The organism is Peptoclostridium litorale DSM 5388 (genome assembly GCF_900141635.1).
Classification (GTDB): Bacteria; Bacillota; Clostridia; order Peptostreptococcales; family Peptostreptococcaceae; genus Peptoclostridium; species Peptoclostridium litorale.
Window position 1 is genome coordinate 78,833 of record NZ_FSRH01000012.1, and the last position, 18,304, is coordinate 97,136.

The 18,304-nt window shown below is 40.4% G+C and carries 16 protein-coding genes and 1 riboswitch; of the genes, 1 reads left to right on the top strand and 15 read right to left on the bottom strand.

The window, feature by feature from the left end; genetic code table 11:
* Positions 1 to 2: 2 nt before the first annotated feature.
* The 8 genes from BUQ87_RS11400 to BUQ87_RS11435 form a co-directional block, all read right to left on the bottom strand.
* The gene (locus tag BUQ87_RS11400; protein ID WP_038266966.1) at positions 3 to 884 is read right to left on the bottom strand and encodes a DNA-3-methyladenine glycosylase family protein; all 882 of its coding nucleotides are present in this window, start codon (positions 882 to 884) and stop codon (positions 3 to 5) included.
* Between the two features lie 95 nt (positions 885 to 979).
* On the bottom strand, positions 980 to 1,195 hold the full coding sequence (locus BUQ87_RS11405) for a heavy-metal-associated domain-containing protein (protein WP_038266963.1): 216 nt from the start codon (positions 1,193 to 1,195) through the stop codon (positions 980 to 982).
* Positions 1,196 to 1,218: 23 nt separating this feature from the next.
* Positions 1,219 to 3,672 carry a heavy metal translocating P-type ATPase gene (locus tag BUQ87_RS11410; protein WP_038266960.1) on the bottom strand — a complete coding sequence of 818 codons (2,454 nt, stop codon included), beginning with the start codon at positions 3,670 to 3,672 and terminating at the stop codon, positions 1,219 to 1,221.
* A gap of 95 nt (positions 3,673 to 3,767) precedes the next feature.
* A complete protein-coding gene (locus BUQ87_RS11415; RefSeq protein WP_038266957.1) occupies positions 3,768 to 4,124 on the bottom strand; it encodes a response regulator in 357 nt (118 codons plus the stop codon).
* A gap of 537 nt (positions 4,125 to 4,661) precedes the next feature.
* Positions 4,662 to 6,008 carry an NADP-specific glutamate dehydrogenase gene (gene gdhA, locus BUQ87_RS11420; RefSeq protein WP_038266955.1) on the bottom strand — a complete coding sequence of 449 codons (1,347 nt, stop codon included), beginning with the start codon at positions 6,006 to 6,008 and terminating at the stop codon, positions 4,662 to 4,664.
* Positions 6,009 to 6,409: 401 nt separating this feature from the next.
* Entirely contained in the window at positions 6,410 to 7,231 is an 822-nt protein-coding gene (locus BUQ87_RS11425; RefSeq protein ID WP_038266952.1) for an isopentenyl transferase family protein, read from the bottom strand.
* Positions 7,232 to 7,257: 26 nt separating this feature from the next.
* Positions 7,258 to 7,770, bottom strand: a complete 513-nt coding sequence (locus BUQ87_RS11430) for a type 1 glutamine amidotransferase domain-containing protein (protein WP_038266949.1) — start codon at positions 7,768 to 7,770, stop codon at positions 7,258 to 7,260.
* A gap of 137 nt (positions 7,771 to 7,907) precedes the next feature.
* Positions 7,908 to 8,549, bottom strand: a complete 642-nt coding sequence (locus BUQ87_RS11435) for a redox-sensing transcriptional repressor Rex (protein ID WP_038267131.1) — start codon at positions 8,547 to 8,549, stop codon at positions 7,908 to 7,910.
* 510 nt (positions 8,550 to 9,059) lie between these two features.
* On the opposite strand from BUQ87_RS11435, the gene BUQ87_RS11440 reads away from it, so the two are divergent.
* A complete protein-coding gene (locus BUQ87_RS11440; RefSeq protein WP_038266946.1) occupies positions 9,060 to 10,973 on the top strand; it encodes an ABC transporter ATP-binding protein in 1,914 nt (637 codons plus the stop codon).
* A 68-nt stretch (positions 10,974 to 11,041) separates the two neighbouring features.
* Here BUQ87_RS11440 and tsaD read toward each other — a convergent pair whose 3' ends face one another.
* From tsaD to BUQ87_RS11475, 7 genes are all read right to left on the bottom strand, one after another.
* Positions 11,042 to 12,067, bottom strand: a complete 1,026-nt coding sequence (gene tsaD / locus BUQ87_RS11445; RefSeq protein WP_038266943.1) for a tRNA (adenosine(37)-N6)-threonylcarbamoyltransferase complex transferase subunit TsaD — start codon at positions 12,065 to 12,067, stop codon at positions 11,042 to 11,044.
* Positions 12,039 to 12,515: a ribosomal protein S18-alanine N-acetyltransferase gene (rimI, locus tag BUQ87_RS11450; RefSeq protein WP_038266940.1), complete on the bottom strand. Its 477-nt coding sequence runs from the start codon at positions 12,513 to 12,515 to the stop codon at positions 12,039 to 12,041. The genes tsaD and rimI overlap by 29 nt, the downstream gene beginning before the upstream one ends.
* Positions 12,508 to 13,221, bottom strand: coding sequence for a tRNA (adenosine(37)-N6)-threonylcarbamoyltransferase complex dimerization subunit type 1 TsaB (gene tsaB, locus BUQ87_RS11455; protein ID WP_038266938.1), 714 nt, complete (start codon positions 13,219 to 13,221; stop codon positions 12,508 to 12,510). Before tsaB ends, rimI begins: the two co-directional genes overlap by 8 nt.
* A gap of 2 nt (positions 13,222 to 13,223) precedes the next feature.
* Positions 13,224 to 13,682 carry a tRNA (adenosine(37)-N6)-threonylcarbamoyltransferase complex ATPase subunit type 1 TsaE gene (gene tsaE / locus BUQ87_RS11460; protein WP_038266937.1) on the bottom strand — a complete coding sequence of 153 codons (459 nt, stop codon included), beginning with the start codon at positions 13,680 to 13,682 and terminating at the stop codon, positions 13,224 to 13,226.
* A gap of 279 nt (positions 13,683 to 13,961) precedes the next feature.
* Positions 13,962 to 14,570 carry an ECF transporter S component gene (locus BUQ87_RS11465; RefSeq protein ID WP_242943839.1) on the bottom strand — a complete coding sequence of 203 codons (609 nt, stop codon included), beginning with the start codon at positions 14,568 to 14,570 and terminating at the stop codon, positions 13,962 to 13,964.
* Between the two features lie 86 nt (positions 14,571 to 14,656).
* A riboswitch (FMN riboswitch) is annotated at positions 14,657 to 14,771 on the bottom strand.
* 100 nt (positions 14,772 to 14,871) lie between these two features.
* Positions 14,872 to 16,032 (bottom strand): amidohydrolase, encoded by a 1,161-nt coding sequence (locus BUQ87_RS11470; RefSeq protein ID WP_038266934.1) that lies wholly within the window; start codon positions 16,030 to 16,032, stop codon positions 14,872 to 14,874.
* A gap of 13 nt (positions 16,033 to 16,045) precedes the next feature.
* The gene (locus BUQ87_RS11475; protein WP_038266931.1) at positions 16,046 to 18,166 is read right to left on the bottom strand and encodes a Tex family protein; all 2,121 of its coding nucleotides are present in this window, start codon (positions 18,164 to 18,166) and stop codon (positions 16,046 to 16,048) included.
* Positions 18,167 to 18,304 lie beyond the last annotated feature (138 nt).

Below are 18,304 nucleotides of genomic sequence, written 5' to 3' on the forward strand. Positions count from 1 at the left end.
CCCTATTTTTTTCTCCCTATCCCATTTTCCCTAGCATAGTAGAATAGGTACTGCTGTGCGAACCCCGAAAGGTCTCCAAATTTATCCACTGCATAATCCCTCATCTTTTTAAGGCTCATCTCTTCTTCTACGTAAAAATGCTCCATTACCCTTTTTACCCATACGTCTACTGGAAAAGCTTCGTATTTTTGCAGTCCAAAAAGCATTATGCAGTCCGCAACCTTGGGTCCCACTCCCGAAAGCCTCAAAAGCTCATTTCTCGACTCTTTTGCATCCATGGTTTTCAGCTTTTGAATTTCAACATCCCCCCTTGCAATCATGCCGCAGCTGTCTTTTATATATTTTGCCCTGTACCCTGCCTTGCAGTTTTCTATTTCCTCCTGCTGCAGATTATATATGTTCTTTACATCGGGAAATGAATAGTATTCACCCCCCCTGTAGATACCTATGCTTTCTCCGCCCGCCTTGCTTAGCTTTTCTATTGTCTTTTTTATTTTAGGGATGGCATTGTTTGCAGATATTATAAATGAAACTATCATCTCCCATACATCCTGCCTTAAAAGCCTTATTCCCGCTCCAAACTCAACAGATGCCTCAAGATGCTCATCATATCTTTTAAGCCTTTCCTTTATAATAGAGTAATCCCTTTCCAGATCAAAATAATCCACCCATATTTTTTCAAATTCTTCCACAGTGGTGTTGTCAAATATTACTATGTCATCTTCCTTTTTCACATTTAAAATCCTAGAATGGGCAATTCCCGTATACGAGCCGTCTTCTTCCCTGTCCCATCTGAAACACTGTCCGCATTCAAATACGTGTTTCGGATCAAAGTCCTGCATCCCGTTTGCTATAACCCTATTTTTTTCACTATACAGTTTCATAATATATTCCCCTTTTGCCTATATTTCTCAATTCACTTGCATTTGCGTTTCCAATGACAAATAGGCATCTCTTTTGAGATGCCCATGTCCAGTATTTAAACCTTTTTAATTCCAGTCACTTCATAGCCCCAATCCTCAATTGCAGCCTTTATGTCTTCATCCAAAACTTCGCCGTCCATTTCTACAACGGCCTCTTTAGCCTCAAGGCTCACATCAATAGCCTTTATGCCCTCAATCTCTCCAAGCGCATTTTCAACATGCTTTACGCAGTGGCCGCAGCTCATACCTTCTATACTTATAATCTTTTTCAATATTACCCCTCCCAATATATATTCTACAGCTTTACATTTCTAAGCCTTAATGCATTTGTAACAACAGAAACCGAACTAAAAGCCATGGCAGCACCCGCTATCATGGGATTCAAAAGAGGTCCTCCCCATATGTGGAGAAGTCCTGCCGCCACAGGTATTCCAATGGTATTGTATATGAAAGCCCAAAACAGGTTCTGCTTTACATTTGTTATTGTCTTTTTGCTAAGGGATATTGCTCTTGGAACATCCAGTATGTCACTTTTTATAAGAACTATGTCTGCGGACTCCATCGCTATGTCGGTCCCAGAACCTATCGCTATTCCTATATCGGCCATGGCAAGTGCCGGCGCGTCGTTAATTCCATCTCCGACCATCGCCACTCTTTTCCCCTCTTCCTGGAGCTGCTTTACCTTCTGGGCCTTACCTTCTGGAAGCACATGCGAAAACACCCTTTCTATTCCAACCTGGCCTGCTATGGCATTTGCTGTAACCTCATTGTCTCCTGTAATCATTATTACTTCTATGCCCATTTTCTTCAGATTTTCAACGGCCTTATTACTAGTCTCCTTTATTGTGTCCGCAACGGCTATAAGCCCTTCCACTTTGCCATCAACGGCTGCAATCATAACGGTCTTTCCCTGCCTCGCCATATGTTCGTATTCATCAACATTTGAAACATCTATGCCCATTTGATCCATAAGCGCCTTATTGCCAAGTGCTATGTCTTTTTTGTCTACCGAGTATATTATACCCTTTCCTGTCACCGCTGAAAATCCTGTGACCTCTTCTAGCCTTATATTTTTTTCATTTGAATGCCTCACTATCGCTTCTGCAAGAGGATGTTCGGATGCCTTTTCTCCCGATGCCACGATTTTCAAAAATTCATCCGTATCCATACCAAAGCTTACAACGTCTGTAACTTGCGGCTTTCCCTTTGTGATTGTTCCAGTCTTGTCGAAAACTACCGCATTTATCTTGTGTGCGCCTTCAAGCGCCTGTGCACTTTTTACAAGTATCCCGATTTCAGCGCCTTTTCCAGTTCCAACCATTATTGCAGTGGGAGTTGCAAGCCCGAGTGCGCAGGGGCAGGCTATTACAAGCACCGATATAAATATTGTAAGTGAAAATACGCTGTTTTTTTCAATGATGTACCAAAGAGACGATGATATAAGCGCTACAGCTATGACAGCCGGTACGAAATATCCCGCCACTATATCTGCAAGCTTTGCTATTGGAGCTTTCGAACCTTGGGCATCTTGGACAAGCTTTATTATCTGCGAGAGGGCCGTATCTTTGCCTACATTTGTGGCCTCAAACTTTATCATGCCCTGCTTATTTATAGTTCCACCTATTACATTGTCTCCTATTGCCTTTTCTACCGGTATGCTCTCACCCGTTATCATTGACTCATCAATCGAAGTATGTCCTCCAACTACAGTCCCGTCAACCGGTATCCTCTCCCCGGGGCGTACGACAATCACATCTCCTTTTTCCACTTCTTCTATAGGGATTTCAATTTCTTCGCCATCGCTCACTATGACTGCCTTTTTTGGCTGAAGCCCCATGAGCTTTTTGATGGCTTCTGATGTTCTTCCCTTTGATTTACTCTCTAGATATTTTCCAAGCATTACGAGAGTTATTATTATTCCTGCGGACTCGAAATACAGGTTGTGTGCATAGTGATAGTTCCCACTCCATATCATGTATGTCGAATATAGGCTGTATACAATGGCCGCCCCTGTTCCTATGGCGACAAGAGAGTCCATATTGGGGCTCATTTTCACAAGGGATTTAATCCCCACCGTATAGAATTTTCTGCCCGCTATAACTATAGGCATCACAAGGAGTATCTGGACTATTGCAAATGTAAGCGGACTGTGCTGTGGGCTTATTCCAGTTGGAACCGGAAGGCCCATCATTGAGCCCATTGCTATATACAGCAGGGGAACTGCAAAAAATGCTGCAACAGTGAATCTTTTTTTCATACTCCTTATTTGCCTTTCCTTTTCCTCCTTGTCCGAATCAACGCTTTCAACACTTATATCCAAAGGTTCATAACCCGCATCCTTTATGGCCTTTTTAATCCCCGATATTCTAACCTCGTCGGCATCATACACAATTTTTGCATTTTCCGTAGCTATGTTGACGCTGGCAGTTTTAATCCCATCCAATTTTGAAAGTGCCTTTTCTACCGCCCTTACGCACGAAGCGCACGTCATTCCTTGTATCGGTATTGTTATTTCTCGCAAATCTTCTTTAAGGCTCGCTCCATATCCTCTTTTCTCGACAGCTTTTATTATGTCTTCCACTCCGAGTCTTTTATCGTCGTATTCCACATTCATATCCTCTGTAGCAAGGTTTACACTGACACTGATTACTCCATCTATTGAAGATACGGCTTTTTCAACAACACTGACACATGCAGCGCATGTCATTCCCGTAACTTTAAATTTTTCGACAGCCAAAACATCCCACATCCTCTCAATTTGTAAAATTTTTATACACACTTGAAAACTATTATCACTTTATACCCCTTGAAGGTATTTTAAATCAAAAAATAAAAAAAAGCAAGCTATATCCTTGCTTTTTCAAGTGACTGTTTAAGTCTGTCTGGATGAAGAGGTTTGACTATGAAGTCTACAGCTCCTTTTTTTATTGCCTCTATTATTTTAGAATGCTGGCCTATATCCGATATCATTATTACCTTCGCATTTTTATCAAGCTTTAATATTTCTTCAAGAGCCTCTATCCCGTCCATTTTAGGCATATTTATGTCCATTGTAACTATATCCGGCTTAAGCTGTATGTACTTTTCAACAGCCTCTTTTCCATCACAAGCAATTCCCACGACATCGTATCCGACATCAATAAGATTTGATGATATGAACTCTCTCATAAATGCTGCATCATCTACTACGAGTATTCTCATTTCTTCACATCCTTCTAGGATAAGTGTATCATTTTGGTCTTTAAAGTTCAATCTCAATTTGACAATTCACCCCTTCACCTGCTAAAAATAATGCTCTGTTTAATTCTGAATATAATAGTTTTTGGCAAATAATTGGGCTGAATCCTCAATCTCTATTGAAAATCCAGCCCTTTATACTTCACAACTCTTTAATATGAGACAATCACAGCAATCTACATTTTTAAGGTTTTCTTCCATCAACAAACCTCCCTTTATCGGCATATAAACAGGTTACCTTCTTCCAATAGTTTTTAGTCTTTTGTTGTTATCTTCATTGTGTGAGGCATAAGCATTGATATTTCTCTATTACACCTCTTAACTAATGCGATTTCTCATATTAAGTTGTTGAGTGTCATTATATCTCTCTTATATTATATATACCTTATTATAACTGTTTTAAACGCTAAATCTGAAGCATCTGGTGAATACTGCTGAAAAAAGACAAAAGACCGCCTCTGGCGGTCCTTATCTTTTTATATGAATATTATATTCTATATCTTAGTAAACTCCCTGAGCCATCATTGCTTCAGCTACTTTAAGGAATCCAGCTATGTTTGCACCAGCTACAAGGTTGTATCCGAATCCGTACTCTTCAGCAGCCTTCATAGCGTTGTCATGTATGTTGATCATTATCTGATGAAGCTTAGCGTCAACTTCTTCAGCAGTCCATCCATATCTCATGCTGTTTTGTGACATTTCAAGAGCTGAAGTAGCAACTCCACCAGCGTTAGCAGCCTTAGCAGGTCCTACTACTAGTCCTTTTTCAAGGAAGTAGTCAACAGCTTCGTTTGTACAAGGCATGTTAGCACCCTCTGCAACAAACTTAACTCCGTTTTCTACTATCTTCTTAGCATGCTCTATAGTTATGTCGTTTTGAATAGCACATGGCATTACTATGTCAACTTTAACTCCCCATGGCTTTTCTCCAGCAACGAATTCGCATCCGAACTTGTCAGCGTAGTCCTTAACTCTTGCACCTTTGTTTTCGTTAAGCATTTCAACAAGGTAGTTTATCTTCTCGTCAGTTACGATTCCGTCAGCATCGTAGATGTATCCGTCTGGTCCTGAAAGCGTAACAACTTTTCCGCCTAGGTCTCTAACTTTTTGGCAAGCTCCCCATGCAACGTTTCCGAATCCAGAAACTGCAACAGTCTTTCCTTCGAAAGTAGTTCCCTCATGCTTAAGCATTTCGTTACAGAAGTAAGTTACTCCAAAACCAGTAGCCTCTGGTCTTATTAAGCTTCCTCCGTAAGAAAGTCCTTTTCCTGTAAGAACTCCGTTTTCGAAAGCTCCTCTTATTCTTCTGTACTGTCCGTAAAGGAATCCTATTTCTCTTCCTCCAACACCGATGTCTCCAGCTGGAACGTCAACGTCTGGTCCTATATGTCTGTAAAGTTCTGTCATGAAGCTTTCACAGAATCTTCTTATCTCTGCATCAGACTTTCCTCTTGGGTCGAAGTCAGATCCACCTTTTCCTCCGCCTATTGGAAGTCCTGTTAGTGAGTTCTTAAGTATTTGCTCGAATCCTAGGAATTTTACTATTCCAAGGTAAACAGTTGGATGGAATCTAAGTCCACCTTTGTAAGGTCCTATAGCTCCGTTAAACTGTACTCTGAATCCACGGTTTACTTGAACTTTTCCTTCATCGTCAACCCATGGAACTCTGAACATTATTTGTCTTTCTGGCTCTGTAAATCTCTCTAGAAGGTTTGCATCAACCCATGCAGGATTCTTTTCAACTATTGGTGCTAGTGATGCTAGAACCTCTTCAACAGCTTGAATAAATTCTGGTTGGTCCGCATCTCTTTTTCTAACTTTTTCCAATACACTTTCAACGTAGCTCATCTTTACATCTCCTCTTTAATAATATATTTTTTTATATATTTGTATGTAGAACAATAAACAATGTTGCCCCACAAAGAGAAGAGGAAAACAAGTGAAAACATTTTCCCCCTTTGTTAGCTAAATTATAACACAGCTATTTTTGCATGTAAACAAGTTAAGTTTGATATTTTAGTGTCAAATCAAGAAGAATTATAATATTGTATTTAAATTGAATATTTATACTTCTTATTTAATTTCAAGCGCTATACAAGGCCTATGTTTTTTTGTATACTTGTATAAAGATGTATTTTCAGAAAATTAAAACTTTTGAATGTCTGTATCCATGTTTTTTTCATTCTAGTTTTCCTTTTTTTGTTTATAAATAGACAATCCTTGTATGCAATGATCCTCATTGTATTTCGTCATATTTTTAACCTCGTATAAACTTTAATTATATTTACATTTATATTTTTTATGTTTATCAAAGTCATATTTTCCACTGCCTCAGATATGCTCTTTTGAACATCTTTTGCAGTTTCATTAAGCATGCAGGGCTTCATTCCAACTGATACGTCTATTTCTATGCCGTCATTATTCTGACTTACATCAATTGCAAATACTTTCACTATATCGCTAAACTTATCCATTTCATTCTTTACTATCTGCACTATGGCCCTTTCTGAAATGAAAAATTTACCTATATAGCTGAAATTCGGCCTTATTAAAGTCTTTTCAAAAGTCTTGGTTTCATCTGTGTCCTTTATTTTGAATATGAGTTTTATAGGATTTCTCAGTATTCCTGAAAAATGCTTTTTAACTTCAAATGTCGGAAGTGGAACTGCATGTATGCCCTGCCCTTTTCTCATCTTTATGGCCTCGTTTATTTCATCTTCAGAAGCTATGTCGAAAATTGATATCTTTTGATATTCATCGCCTATGTCAAGCCTTTTTATTATCTTGTTGACCATCCTTTCAGATGTCCCTATTATCAGTATCTTTTCCACTTTATTTTCGAATATCGCCCTTTTGACTTCTCTTTTGTGACTCTCATTTTCAAATATTGCCCTTTTGACCGCTTCCATTTTTGTATTTGCATTTTTTGCAGATATGCCCGCAAGTATTTTAGTTTGGTATATTAATATTCCGTCATCTATTATATAATCCACGCCGTTTTCATATGCGATTTTTAAAGCCCTATGGCTTTTCCCCGTACCACTTGGGCCTATAAGTGCGTATATTTCCATAAGCAATATGTCTCCTTTTTACTCCTCTATGATAAAAATAAGAGTATCTCCTTCATAAACACGGGAAGGTCATGAGGATTTCTCGATGTGATTATATTCTTGTCCCTTACAACTGACTTGTCCACCCATTTTGCACCCGCATTTTCAATATCGTCCCTTATGGCCTTAGTGGATGTCATCACATGGTCTTTTACTACCTTTGAAGATATTAAGACCCAGGGACCGTGACATATTGATGCCACAAGCTTGTCGCTTTCATAAATTCCGCGTATAAACTCACATGCATTTTTGTTTCTTCTTATCCGGTCTGGAGCCCACCCCCCCGGAACTATAACGCCTTCATAATCACTCGGGTCGACATCTGAAATATTCACATCTTTTTTTATTTTAAAATTATTTTTTCCTTTATAGTATTCCCGGTCTGCAACTCCCGCTATTTCAACCCTAAATCCCGCTTCAATAAGGCGAAAGTATGGATAGTAAAGTTCCAAATCCTCAAATTCGTCTTCTGCTATTATGGCTATCTTTCTCTCTTTCATATAATATCACCCTGCCCTTTGTTCTCGCTTCACGATTTTATGTGGATATAAGTCCAATACTTTATTTTATACCCCTGTATTCTAATATCTTAACCGCTACAACAAAAACAAAAGTCTGCTGTAAAACAGCAGACTTTTTATTCTTCATCTTTTAATTTTTGTTCATTCAATAGATATGAAAGCGTGAAAAGACTCTCTGTCAAATGGACATTCTCAACTATTACCTCTTCTGGCAGTTCTAGATCTATAGGTGCAAAATTCCAAATTCCCTTTATTCCAACTTCAACTATATCTGAAGCTATTTTTTGGGCCTTTTCCTTCGGAGTACATATTACAGCTATCTTTACGTCATTCTCTTTTATGTACTCTTGTATTGTTTCTATATCCAGTATTTCAAGATCCCTTATCCTAAGCCCTATCATTCTTGGATTGATGTCAAATAGAGCCTTTATTTTGAATCCTGAACTTTTGAATCCTGCATAATTTGCTATTGCCTGACCCAGGTTTCCCGCACCTATTATCACAGTATTGTACTCTTCAGTAAGTCCAAGTATCTTGCTTATCTCTCTGTGCAGTTCCTCCACATTGTACCCATATCCCTGTTGTCCAAATCCCCCGAAGTTGTTAAGGTCCTGTCTTATTTGAGATGCTGTAAACCCTATTATCTTGCTCAATTCCTTAGATGATATTCTGTTTACATCTTTTTCAAGAAGGTCCTTCAGATATCTGTGATATTTTGGCAGCCTTCTTATCACAGCCATTGATATTTGTCTCGCCATAAAACTCACCCATTTCTGTTTGTTTTTTCTAAACTTTGTTATGATTATAACAAAGTCTGTGCTGTATGTCAATATCTTGTTCATTTTTTTTTAAATTTAAATAATAATTTTCAACCCTTTAAATTGTAAAATGAATTCATCCTTTTAATTTCCTGCTATTTTATTTGTATGCATTTATTTATATGCAAGAAAAATTATACCATAAACCATTTTGAATACAAAACAATTTATAACACTTTTTGAGATTTTATATTGAAAATCATTATTTTATATATCAATTATAATATATGTGCTACTCAAAATGCTACTCGTATTTCAATCTTATTAACGTGCTTTTCCAATGATTAAGAGCACGCGCATATGTTTTTCCGTTTTGATTTATTACAATTACTTGTGTTAATTTAAAGTCAAATCTGCATTAAATGCCGATATCAATATGTATAATGCCTTAAAGCTTGAAGATATTCTCCATAAAACTTATAATTATCTTACTGGAGGAGGATTTTTTATATGATAGTTTTATCTTGTAACGGAATAAGTAAAAGCTTCGGCATAGACACCATACTAAGCAGTATAACATTTTCAATAAACGCCGGGGAGAGAATAGGTCTTGTAGGCGTAAATGGATCTGGCAAGTCCACATTGTTTAAAATTCTCTCAGGAACCTATGAATACGATTCTGGTGATATATTTATAAATAAGGACAGCAGCATAGGATATCTTGAGCAGAATCCCCATTTTGACTCTGACAAGACTGTATACGAGGAAGCTCTTGGAGTTTTCGAAAATCTCATTGAACATGAGAATATACTAAGGGAGCTCGAGGTCAAAATATCGCAGGAGGGACAAAAAGGCCACTCTGATTCCCTGGAAAGGCTTATGAAGGAATATTCAAATCTGCTTGACGATTTCAACAGCAAAAACGGGTACAGCTACAAGTCCGAGGTCACCGGCATACTTAAAGGGCTTGGCTTTAAAGACTCCGAGCTTTCCAAGAAGGTAAGCATACTCTCCGGTGGTGAGAAAACCAGGGTTCTGCTTGCGAAGCTTCTGCTTCAAAAGCCCGACATACTGCTTCTGGATGAGCCCACAAACCATTTGGACATAGATTCTGTTGAATGGCTGGAGACATTTTTAAAGCTTTACAGCGGAACTGTTGTAATGGTATCCCACGACAGGTATTTTCTTGACCAGATTGTCGGAAACGTATATGAGATATCCAACAGGACACTGAGAAAATACAACGGCAACTATTCATATTATGTAAAGCGAAAGCAGGAAGAGGAAGAGCTTGAACTTAAAAAATATGAAGAAGCACAAACCGAAATAAAAAGGCAGCAGGAAATTGTAAACAGGCTCAAGGGCTACGGGAATGAAAAGTTCGTTAAAAGGGCCAGAAGCCGCGAAAAGGCGCTTGAAAAAACTGAGGAGCTTGAAAAGCCTTCCATTCACAGGAAACGCGCACGGATAAACTTTGAACCGCAGTCCCAAAGCGGAAAAGACGTTTTAAGGACAGAGGGACTTGAAATGAGTTTTTCAGACAAGCAGCTGTTCAAAAATCTGGATTTCAATCTCTACCGAGGAGAAAAGGTCGCCCTGATAGGCCCCAATGGAAAAGGCAAGTCTACACTGTTCAAGATACTTTGCAATGTGATCCAGCCTTCAAGTGGAAGCTTTTCATTTGGCACAAACGTCTCTGTAGGCTATTACGATCAGGAACAGTCCAATCTTAACCCCCAAAATACAATAATAGACGAGATATGGGAGGAAAACAGGCTTCTTTTGCAGACTCAAATCAGAACGCTTCTAGGTGCATTCCTATTTGAAGGAGAGGAGGTGTTCAAGAGCATATCTTCTTTGAGCGGAGGAGAAAAGGCAAGGGTTTCACTTCTAAAGCTCATGCTTTCAAAGGCAAATCTTCTGCTTTTGGACGAGCCTACAAACCACCTGGACATAGACTCCAAGGAGGTTTTGGAGGAAGCTCTTTTAAACTATTCGGGCACTGTATTTGTAATATCCCACGACAGATACTTCCTAAACAGGGTTGTAGACAAGATAATAGTGCTTGAAGATGATGGCTGCTCAGAGTATCTTGGAAACTACGACTATTATGTCGAAAAGAAAAAACTACTTGAGGAAATGGACTCTCCTGAGGATGCAGCCGAGAAGACTAAAACCCAGGTAAAAGAAGAAAAGCGAAAGCAAAAACAGCTTCAAAATGAGATCAAACAGCTTGACAGGCAGAGAAAATCCATAGAAGATGAAATAATGCTTCTAGAATCAGAGATCGAGGACATAGACGAGCTGATGTGCCAAGAGGATGTCTATTCAAATCCTGAAAAGTCAAGGGAAATACACAATAGAAAAATAGAGGTACAGGAAAAACTGGACGAGCTTTACTCTGAATGGGAAAATTTCATATAATTTTCAACTGATATGTAAAAGACCTCATATGCGGCAGTCATGTACTGACGCATATGAGGTCTTTGTATTTATCCCATGTGTTTTCCTATTTTAAGGTTTGGGACTGCATTGAGATCCAGCCCCGACACCCTTCCATTTTTATAGTCATAATATGCGGCGCAACCTATCATTGCTGCATTATCCGTACAAAGGTCTATAGGCGGGTATTTTACATCGATTCCGTTTTCCGCGGCATTTTGCTCAAGTTTTTCCCTGAGCCTTGAATTCGCAGCAACTCCACCTGCAAGCACTAGGGTTTTTAACCCCTTGCCCTTGCATGCTCTTACAGACTTCTCCACAAGCACATCTACTATGGCTTCCTGGTATGAGGCCGCTATGTCCTCTATAACTATCTCTTCATTCTTCATCTTCTTGCTGTTTAAATAGTTGAGCGCCGCAGACTTTAGCCCGCTGAAGCTGAAGTCATAGCTGTCCTTTTCAAGATATGCCCTCGGAAAGTCTATCGCCTGTTTGTCTCCAAGTTTTGCCGCCCTGTCTATTTTTGACCCGCCGGGATATCCCAGGCCTATCGCCCTTGCTATCTTGTCAAAGGCCTCTCCTGCCGCATCGTCACGAGTCTGGCCAAGTATTTCGTATTTTCCGTAATCCTTTACTTCCACAAGGTGGGTGTGCCCTCCCGACACCACAAGGCACATGAATGGAGGCTCAAGCTCCTTGTGTGCTATGAAATTGGCGCATATATGCCCTTCTATGTGGTTCACCCCTACAAGAGGCACTCCAAGTGAAAATGAAATCGCTTTTGCAGCTGAAAGCCCCACAAGAAGCGCGCCTACAAGCCCCGCTCCGTAAGTCACCCCCACTATGTCTATATCTGAAAACGTCATATTTGCACTGTCTAAAGCCTCCTGCACAACCTGCTGAACATTTTCTATATGTCTTCTTGAGGCTACTTCCGGCACGACTCCTCCGAATTTTTTGTGCTCCTCGATCTGTGTGGCCACTATGTTCGAAAGTACCTGCCTTCCGTCTTTAAGTATGGCTGCGGATGTCTCATCACAGCTGCTTTCAATTGCCAGTGTCACTATACTGCTCATTGTCTAGCTCCTTCCACATTATAAGCGCGTCTTCTCCGTTATCATGGTAGTATTTAGGCCTTGTGCCCGCCGGCTTGAATCCATAAGAGCTGTAAAGCCCTATTGCCACCTCGTTTGAAACCCTGACCTCAAGTGTCATAGCAAGCACATTCCTCTTTAGCGACTCCCTGATAAGTTCATCAAGTATCTTTTTTCCAATTCCCTTTTTCCTGCCTGACGGATGCACTGCTATATTTGTTATATGCCCTTCTCCGGCTATAAACCATATGCCTCCATAGCCTACCACGTCATCCCCATATTTGGCTATTACATAGTAGGCCAGTTCATTTTCCATTTCCTTTTCAAACGAATGTCTGCTCCATGGAATTGAAAAACTCTTATTTTCAACCTCAATCACACCGTCTATGTCCGATTTTTCCATTTGTTTAATTGAAAATATATTACTCATTCGCCTTCTTCCTCTTCATCTTTTCTTCATACTGCACTTCAGCCTGTGACTTTCTTATATACAGGGGACTCATATCAAAATGGCTTGTAGTCTCTCCCCTGCTGTATTTCTCCTTTGCTATCTCACATATGCTCGACGCCCTTGGAAGCCTGTGGCTTGATGGCGGTATCTCTACGTTTTGGACCAATTCAAGGCTTTCCCTGTAGAGATTTGCAGCCTCTCCGAGGACTACAGCAATGCCTTCCAGAGTTTTAACATAATCTATAAGCTCTTCCAGCTTTTCAACCCTTATTTCCCTTACCATTTGAAGCTTTCCACTTTCCCATAAATATGATGCTGAGTATACCTGTCCCCTTTGGGCGTCCAATATCGGCACTATATATCCCTTTGACGTGCTCATGTTGAAAGCAAGCGCGCTTAGCGTATCCACAGATACAAGAGGTATGTCTTTGACATGGGCCATGGCCTTTGCAGTTGCAACCCCTATACGAAGCCCCGTAAACGAACCCGGGCCCGTGCACACACCTATAAGGTCTATATCGTCCATTTTCATGTCGCATGACTTTAAAAGCTGGTCTATCATGGGCATTAGATTTTTAGAATGGGTTTTCTTATAATTAAGTATATATTCAGCTATGAGTTTTTCTTCGTTAATCACTGCAACTGCAGCCACTTCAGAAGATGTATCTATTCCAAGGATATTCATATCTATAACAGCTCCCTGATAATTTTTTCGTATTTTTCCCCTACTGCACTGACTTCTACTTCCCTCTTTTGCATGTCTTCAGTATACCTTATCTCTATCCACAAAAGCTCTACGCCTTCCAAAAGCTCTTTTATCATATCTGCCCATTCTATTATGCATACTCCATCTGCAGCCAGGTACTCCTCAAACCCTATTTCATACATTTCCTCTGGTGACGATATCCTGTACACGTCGAAATGGTAAAGCTTTTCTCTTCCCTCGTATTCATTCACTATAGTAAACGTAGGACTCGTTATGTGCTCTTCAATGCCAAGCCCCTTAGCTATGCTCTTTGTGAAGGTGGTCTTTCCTGCCCCCAAATCCCCTGTAAGGCATACGATAGACGGTGATTTGAGTATCTGCCCGAGCTTTAATCCCAGCCTGGCGGTTTCACCTTCTCCATTTAGTATAATCTTTTCCATATCTTAAAGCTCCTTAAATTCATCATAATTAAGCGGGCAAAATATATTTGCCAATCCTCATTTTAAATAATTAAATAAAAACATATTTGCCAATCTTCATTATAACAAAAAAGACGTGCTTATAACTATTTTTTTGAGCTTTTATTTATGCAGTCTGACTAAAATCAAAATACGGCAGCAGGAAAATCATAATCCTGCTGCCGTATTTTTGTAGTATGTTGTCCTATTTATATAGTCTTGAAAATATCCAAACGTTTATGCCAACCATGTCCTGTCTGCCTATCCCTTTATAATCGGCGATATCTTCTTGTATATTGAAAGTGTAAGTATTGACACGATGGTGCCCTTTATTATGTTGAACGGTATTATGGAGTAGTATATGAACGTCTTAATATCGACTATGGCATTGTTAAACTTGGCTCCCATTTGGATTATAGCCTCTATAGGCATGAATTTTGTGTAAAATGGAAGCAGTATGAAATAGTTTGCAAGCCCTCCCGCAATTCCCATGGCCAAAGTTCCTGCTATACATCCTATTAAAGCCATTTTTTTAGTCTTGGATGCAAAATATATTCCAGAAGATACAAATACAAAAGCTCCTCCTACAAGGAAGTTTGCCACTTCGCCTACTCCTGCAGTCTGGCTCTTGAACATGAAGTGTAGTATGTTCTTTATGAGTTCTATCACTAGTCCCGCCACCGGTCCAAGTGCAAATCCTCCTATTACTGCTGGAATGTCCGATATGTCAATTTGCAAAAATTCCGGGAAAAACATTATAGGGAACTCTATATACATTATTAAAAACGAAAGCACTCCAAGCACCGATATCTTCACAAGGTTTGACGTTGTAAAAAGCCTTTCCCTTTTTAAACCCAAAACTCTATCCAATTTCTTTTCCTCCTCTATATGATTGTCCTAATCCAGGTAACAAAAAAGGAAGCCGCAATCTTTGGGCTTCCTAAAAATTTAAATCTATAAACCTTCTTCCATCCAGACTTTACTGTCGGTACTGGAATCTCACCAGTTCAGCCTATCGGCTCGCGGACTTTAACCGCCGGTCGGGAATCTCACCCTGCCCTGAAGATTATGAAACAATCAATATTTTATTTTGTTTACATCTTAATTCTATTATACGAGGGAATAAATGTCAATATAAGCTTATACACTCATATCATTATTTACAGCCTCTTTATTCAGAGTATACTACTTTTCCGTCCACTATTGTGCATACCGGCCTGCTTTGGATTTCAAGAGGGAATCCATCCCATATAACTATGTCTGCATCCTTTCCCTCTTCAAGGCTTCCGACCCTGTCTGATACTCCCAGCACTTCAGCTGGATTTATAGTTATGGCCTTTAACGCCTTGTACTTGTCCATTCCAGCCTTGACAGCAAGGGCCGTGCAAAGCGGAAGGTACTGAATTGGAACCACCGGGTGGTCTGTTATTATAGAAACCTTTACACCGGCCTGCGAAAGCACTCCGGCAGTCTTGAAGTCAAGATTTTTAAGCTCTATTTTAGACCTTTCCCCAAGCGAAGGGCCCACAAGCGCCGGATATCCCTCTTTTGAAAGATGGTCCGCTATCAGATGGCCTTCAGTACAGTGGTCCAGCGTCAGCTTGAGGCCAAACTCCTTTGCAATCCTAATCGCAGTGAATATGTCGTCAGTCCTGTGGGCATGAGCCTTCAGGGGAACTTTTTTTTCCATCAGGGGCATCATAGACTCGAGCTTAATGTCAAACTCAGGCTTCTCAGCCTCCTCGTCCTCCATATACTCCTTCATTTCCTCCATATAGTCATCCGCCTTTCTGAGAGTCTCTCTCAAAAGGGCCGCTATGGCCATTCTCGTCTGAGGCGTTCTGTCATCCCTACCATACACGCTCTTTGGGTTCTCCCCAAACGCTATCTTGAATCCCACAGGGTCCTTTATTACCATCTCGTCTATCCTGTCCCCGTGCGTCTTTATCGCGATGTACTGCCCCCCCATTACATTTGCGCTTCCTGGGCCCGTGCCCACGCATGTTATTCCTCCCTGCAGCGCCTCTGAAAAGGTCCTGTCCATAGGATTTATTCCGTCTATGGCCCTCATATGAGGCGTTATGGGATCCGTCTCCTCGTTCCCGTCAGCCCCTTCAAAACCCATTCCGTCCTCCCATAGTCCCATATGGGTATGTGCGTCTATAAACCCAGGGAATACGTATTTGCCGCTTGCATCTATAACCTGAACATCTTCACATGTCTGTATGTTCTTTTCTATTTTTTGTATTTTCCCGTCTTTTACAAGTATATCTGCTCCTTCCATTATCTGGTCGGCCATAGTGTATATTTTTCCATTTTTTATAAGTAACATATGTTTTCTCCTTCTATTTCGCTTGTTTTATGCTCAATGACACCTTTCCTCTTTCCAGGTCTACGGATATTACTTTTACGCTTACAACATCTCCAACGCTTAAAACCTCCATAGGATGCTTTATGAACCTGTTGCTTATCTGGGATATATGAACAAGTCCGTCGTTTTTAACGCCTATGTCAACAAAGGCTCCAAAGTCCACTACGTTTCTGACCGTACCCGAAAGTATCATCTCTTCTTTAAGATCCTCAAGCTTTAATACGTCGCTTTTGAATATAGGCTTTGGCATTTCATCCCTTATGTCCCTGCCGGGCTTTTTGAGCTCGTCTATTATGTCCCTGAGTGTCATCTCCCCTACTCCAAGCTCTTTTGCCGTGTTTTCAATATCTACAGCATCCAGTGTCTTTCTGTCCATATCCCCTATGCTCATTCCGATCATGCCAAGCAGTGATGCTGCAGCTTCATAGGACTCTGGATGGACCGATGTATTGTCAAGAGGGTTTTCGCCGTCGCATATTCTCAAAAATCCTGCACACTGTTCGAAAGTTTTTCCCCCTAGTCTTTTTACCTTCTTGAGCTGCTTTCTTGAATTGAACTTTCCGTTTTCTTCCCTGTATGCAACTATATTCTTGGCTATGCTCTCCGATATTCCCGCAATATATTTCAAAAGAGATACTGTTGCAGTATTGAGGTCGACTCCCACTGCATTTACGCAATCCTCTACAACTCCGGCAAGAGTCTCGTCAAGTCTTTTCTGATTGAGGTCATGCTGGTACTGGCCTACTCCTATGCTCTTTGGGTCTATCTTAACAAGCTCTGCCATAGGGTCTTGAAGCCTTCTTCCTATCGATATTGCCCCTCTTATGGATACGTCCACATCGGGGTACTCCTCGCTTGCCAGTTTTGAAGCCGAATATACAGATGCCCCCGCCTCGCTGACTATTGTATAGCATACCTTCTTTTCAATCTCCTTTATGCTCTCAGCCACGAAACTTTCCGTCTCCCTTGAAGCGGTTCCGTTTCCTATCGGTATTATGTCTATGTCATATTTTTGTATGAGCTTTAAAAGAACCTCTTTTGACTTTTGGGTTTCATTCTTCGGCTCATTGGGATATATGGTCGCATATTCAAGAAGCTTTCCAGTTTCGTCAAGAACAGCCAGCTTGCATCCCGTCCTAAAACTTGGGTCTATCGCAAGAACTCTAACTCCCCTTACAGGAGGAGCCATTATAAGAGGGCTCATGTTCTTGGCAAATATCTCTATCGCATTCTCCTGGGCGCGTTCTGTAAGGCTTGACCTTATCTCCCTTTCTATCGAAGGCTGTATGAGCCTTTTATATGCGTCTTCTATTGCATCCTCAACCTGTTGGAACACTTTGCCCTCAATTGCCTCGCCTTTCTTTATATACTCCAGCGCCTTGTCATCAGGCATGAGCACTTTGATCTTGAGGAACTTTTCCTTTTCTCCTCTGTTTATTGCAAGAATCCTGTGGTCGGCCACCTTTGAAACAGGCTCCTCGTATTCATAATAGTTTTCATATACGCTCTTTTCTTCACTGTTTGCAGCCCTCGATGAGAGTATCCCTTCTCTCATAGAAGCCTTTCTTATCCACTCCCTGTATTCAGGCTTGTCTGATATGACCTCAGCTATTATGTCCTTGGCCCCCTGAATGGCATCCTGGGCTGAGCCCACTTCGTTTTCCGCATTTATAAAGCTCATCGCATAGCTTTCTATATCTTCCCGGCCATCCATTATCGCATCTGCAAGAGGCTCAAGTCCCCTTTCCTTGGCCTTTGAGGCCCTTGTGCTTTTTTTCTGCCTGAAAGGCCTGTAAAAGTCTTCCACCTTTTGAAGTGTATTTGCCCTTATTATCTTATCTTTGAGATTTTCGTCAAGCTTTCCCTGCTCGCCTATAAGCCTTATGACCTCTTCTTTTCTGCCCTCCAAATTTTTTATATATGAAAGTCTTTCTCCAAACTGCCTCAGCACGATGTCGCTGAGACCGCCCGTCATTTCCTTTCTGTATCTTGCTATAAATGGAATTGTATTTCCTTCATCTATAAGTTTAACAGTATTTTCAACCTGACCTTTTGAAATTTCAAATTCATCTTGAAGAACCTTTATCAAGTCCATAAAATCTCTCCCAACTTATGCTGTTTTGCATCGTATTGTTTTCGTCCTATAAATTATATCACATATGGAATTTCTGGTGAAAAAAACAGATTATAATTTGACATTTAAATATGGAGTCAACAAAAAAGCCATTTCACT

What these genes read in the sequence shown, in the direction of transcription:
- tsaE (WP_038266937.1), bottom strand. Translation starts at nt 13,682, where the DNA reads ATGGAAAAGATTATACTAAATGGAGAAGGTGAAACCGCCAGGCTGGGA.
- tsaD (WP_038266943.1), bottom strand. Translation starts at nt 12,067, where the DNA reads ATGAGCAGTATAGTGACACTGGCAATTGAAAGCAGCTGTGATGAGACA.
- BUQ87_RS11410 (WP_038266960.1), bottom strand. Translation starts at nt 3,672, where the DNA reads ATGTGGGATGTTTTGGCTGTCGAAAAATTTAAAGTTACGGGAATGACA.
- BUQ87_RS11470 (WP_038266934.1), bottom strand. Translation starts at nt 16,032, where the DNA reads ATGTTACTTATAAAAAATGGAAAAATATACACTATGGCCGACCAGATA.
- BUQ87_RS11430 (WP_038266949.1), bottom strand. Translation starts at nt 7,770, where the DNA reads ATGAAAGAGAGAAAGATAGCCATAATAGCAGAAGACGAATTTGAGGAT.
- BUQ87_RS11435 (WP_038267131.1), bottom strand. Translation starts at nt 8,549, where the DNA reads ATGGCGAGACAAATATCAATGGCTGTGATAAGAAGGCTGCCAAAATAT.
- BUQ87_RS11425 (WP_038266952.1), bottom strand. Translation starts at nt 7,231, where the DNA reads ATGGAAATATACGCACTTATAGGCCCAAGTGGTACGGGGAAAAGCCAT.
- gdhA (WP_038266955.1), bottom strand. Translation starts at nt 6,008, where the DNA reads ATGAGCTACGTTGAAAGTGTATTGGAAAAAGTTAGAAAAAGAGATGCG.
- BUQ87_RS11400 (WP_038266966.1), bottom strand. Translation starts at nt 884, where the DNA reads ATGAAACTGTATAGTGAAAAAAATAGGGTTATAGCAAACGGGATGCAG.
- BUQ87_RS11440 (WP_038266946.1), top strand. Translation starts at nt 9,060, where the DNA reads ATGATAGTTTTATCTTGTAACGGAATAAGTAAAAGCTTCGGCATAGAC.
- BUQ87_RS11475 (WP_038266931.1), bottom strand. Translation starts at nt 18,166, where the DNA reads ATGGACTTGATAAAGGTTCTTCAAGATGAATTTGAAATTTCAAAAGGT.
- rimI (WP_038266940.1), bottom strand. Translation starts at nt 12,515, where the DNA reads ATGAGTAATATATTTTCAATTAAACAAATGGAAAAATCGGACATAGAC.
- tsaB (WP_038266938.1), bottom strand. Translation starts at nt 13,221, where the DNA reads ATGAATATCCTTGGAATAGATACATCTTCTGAAGTGGCTGCAGTTGCA.
- BUQ87_RS11415 (WP_038266957.1), bottom strand. Translation starts at nt 4,124, where the DNA reads ATGAGAATACTCGTAGTAGATGATGCAGCATTTATGAGAGAGTTCATA.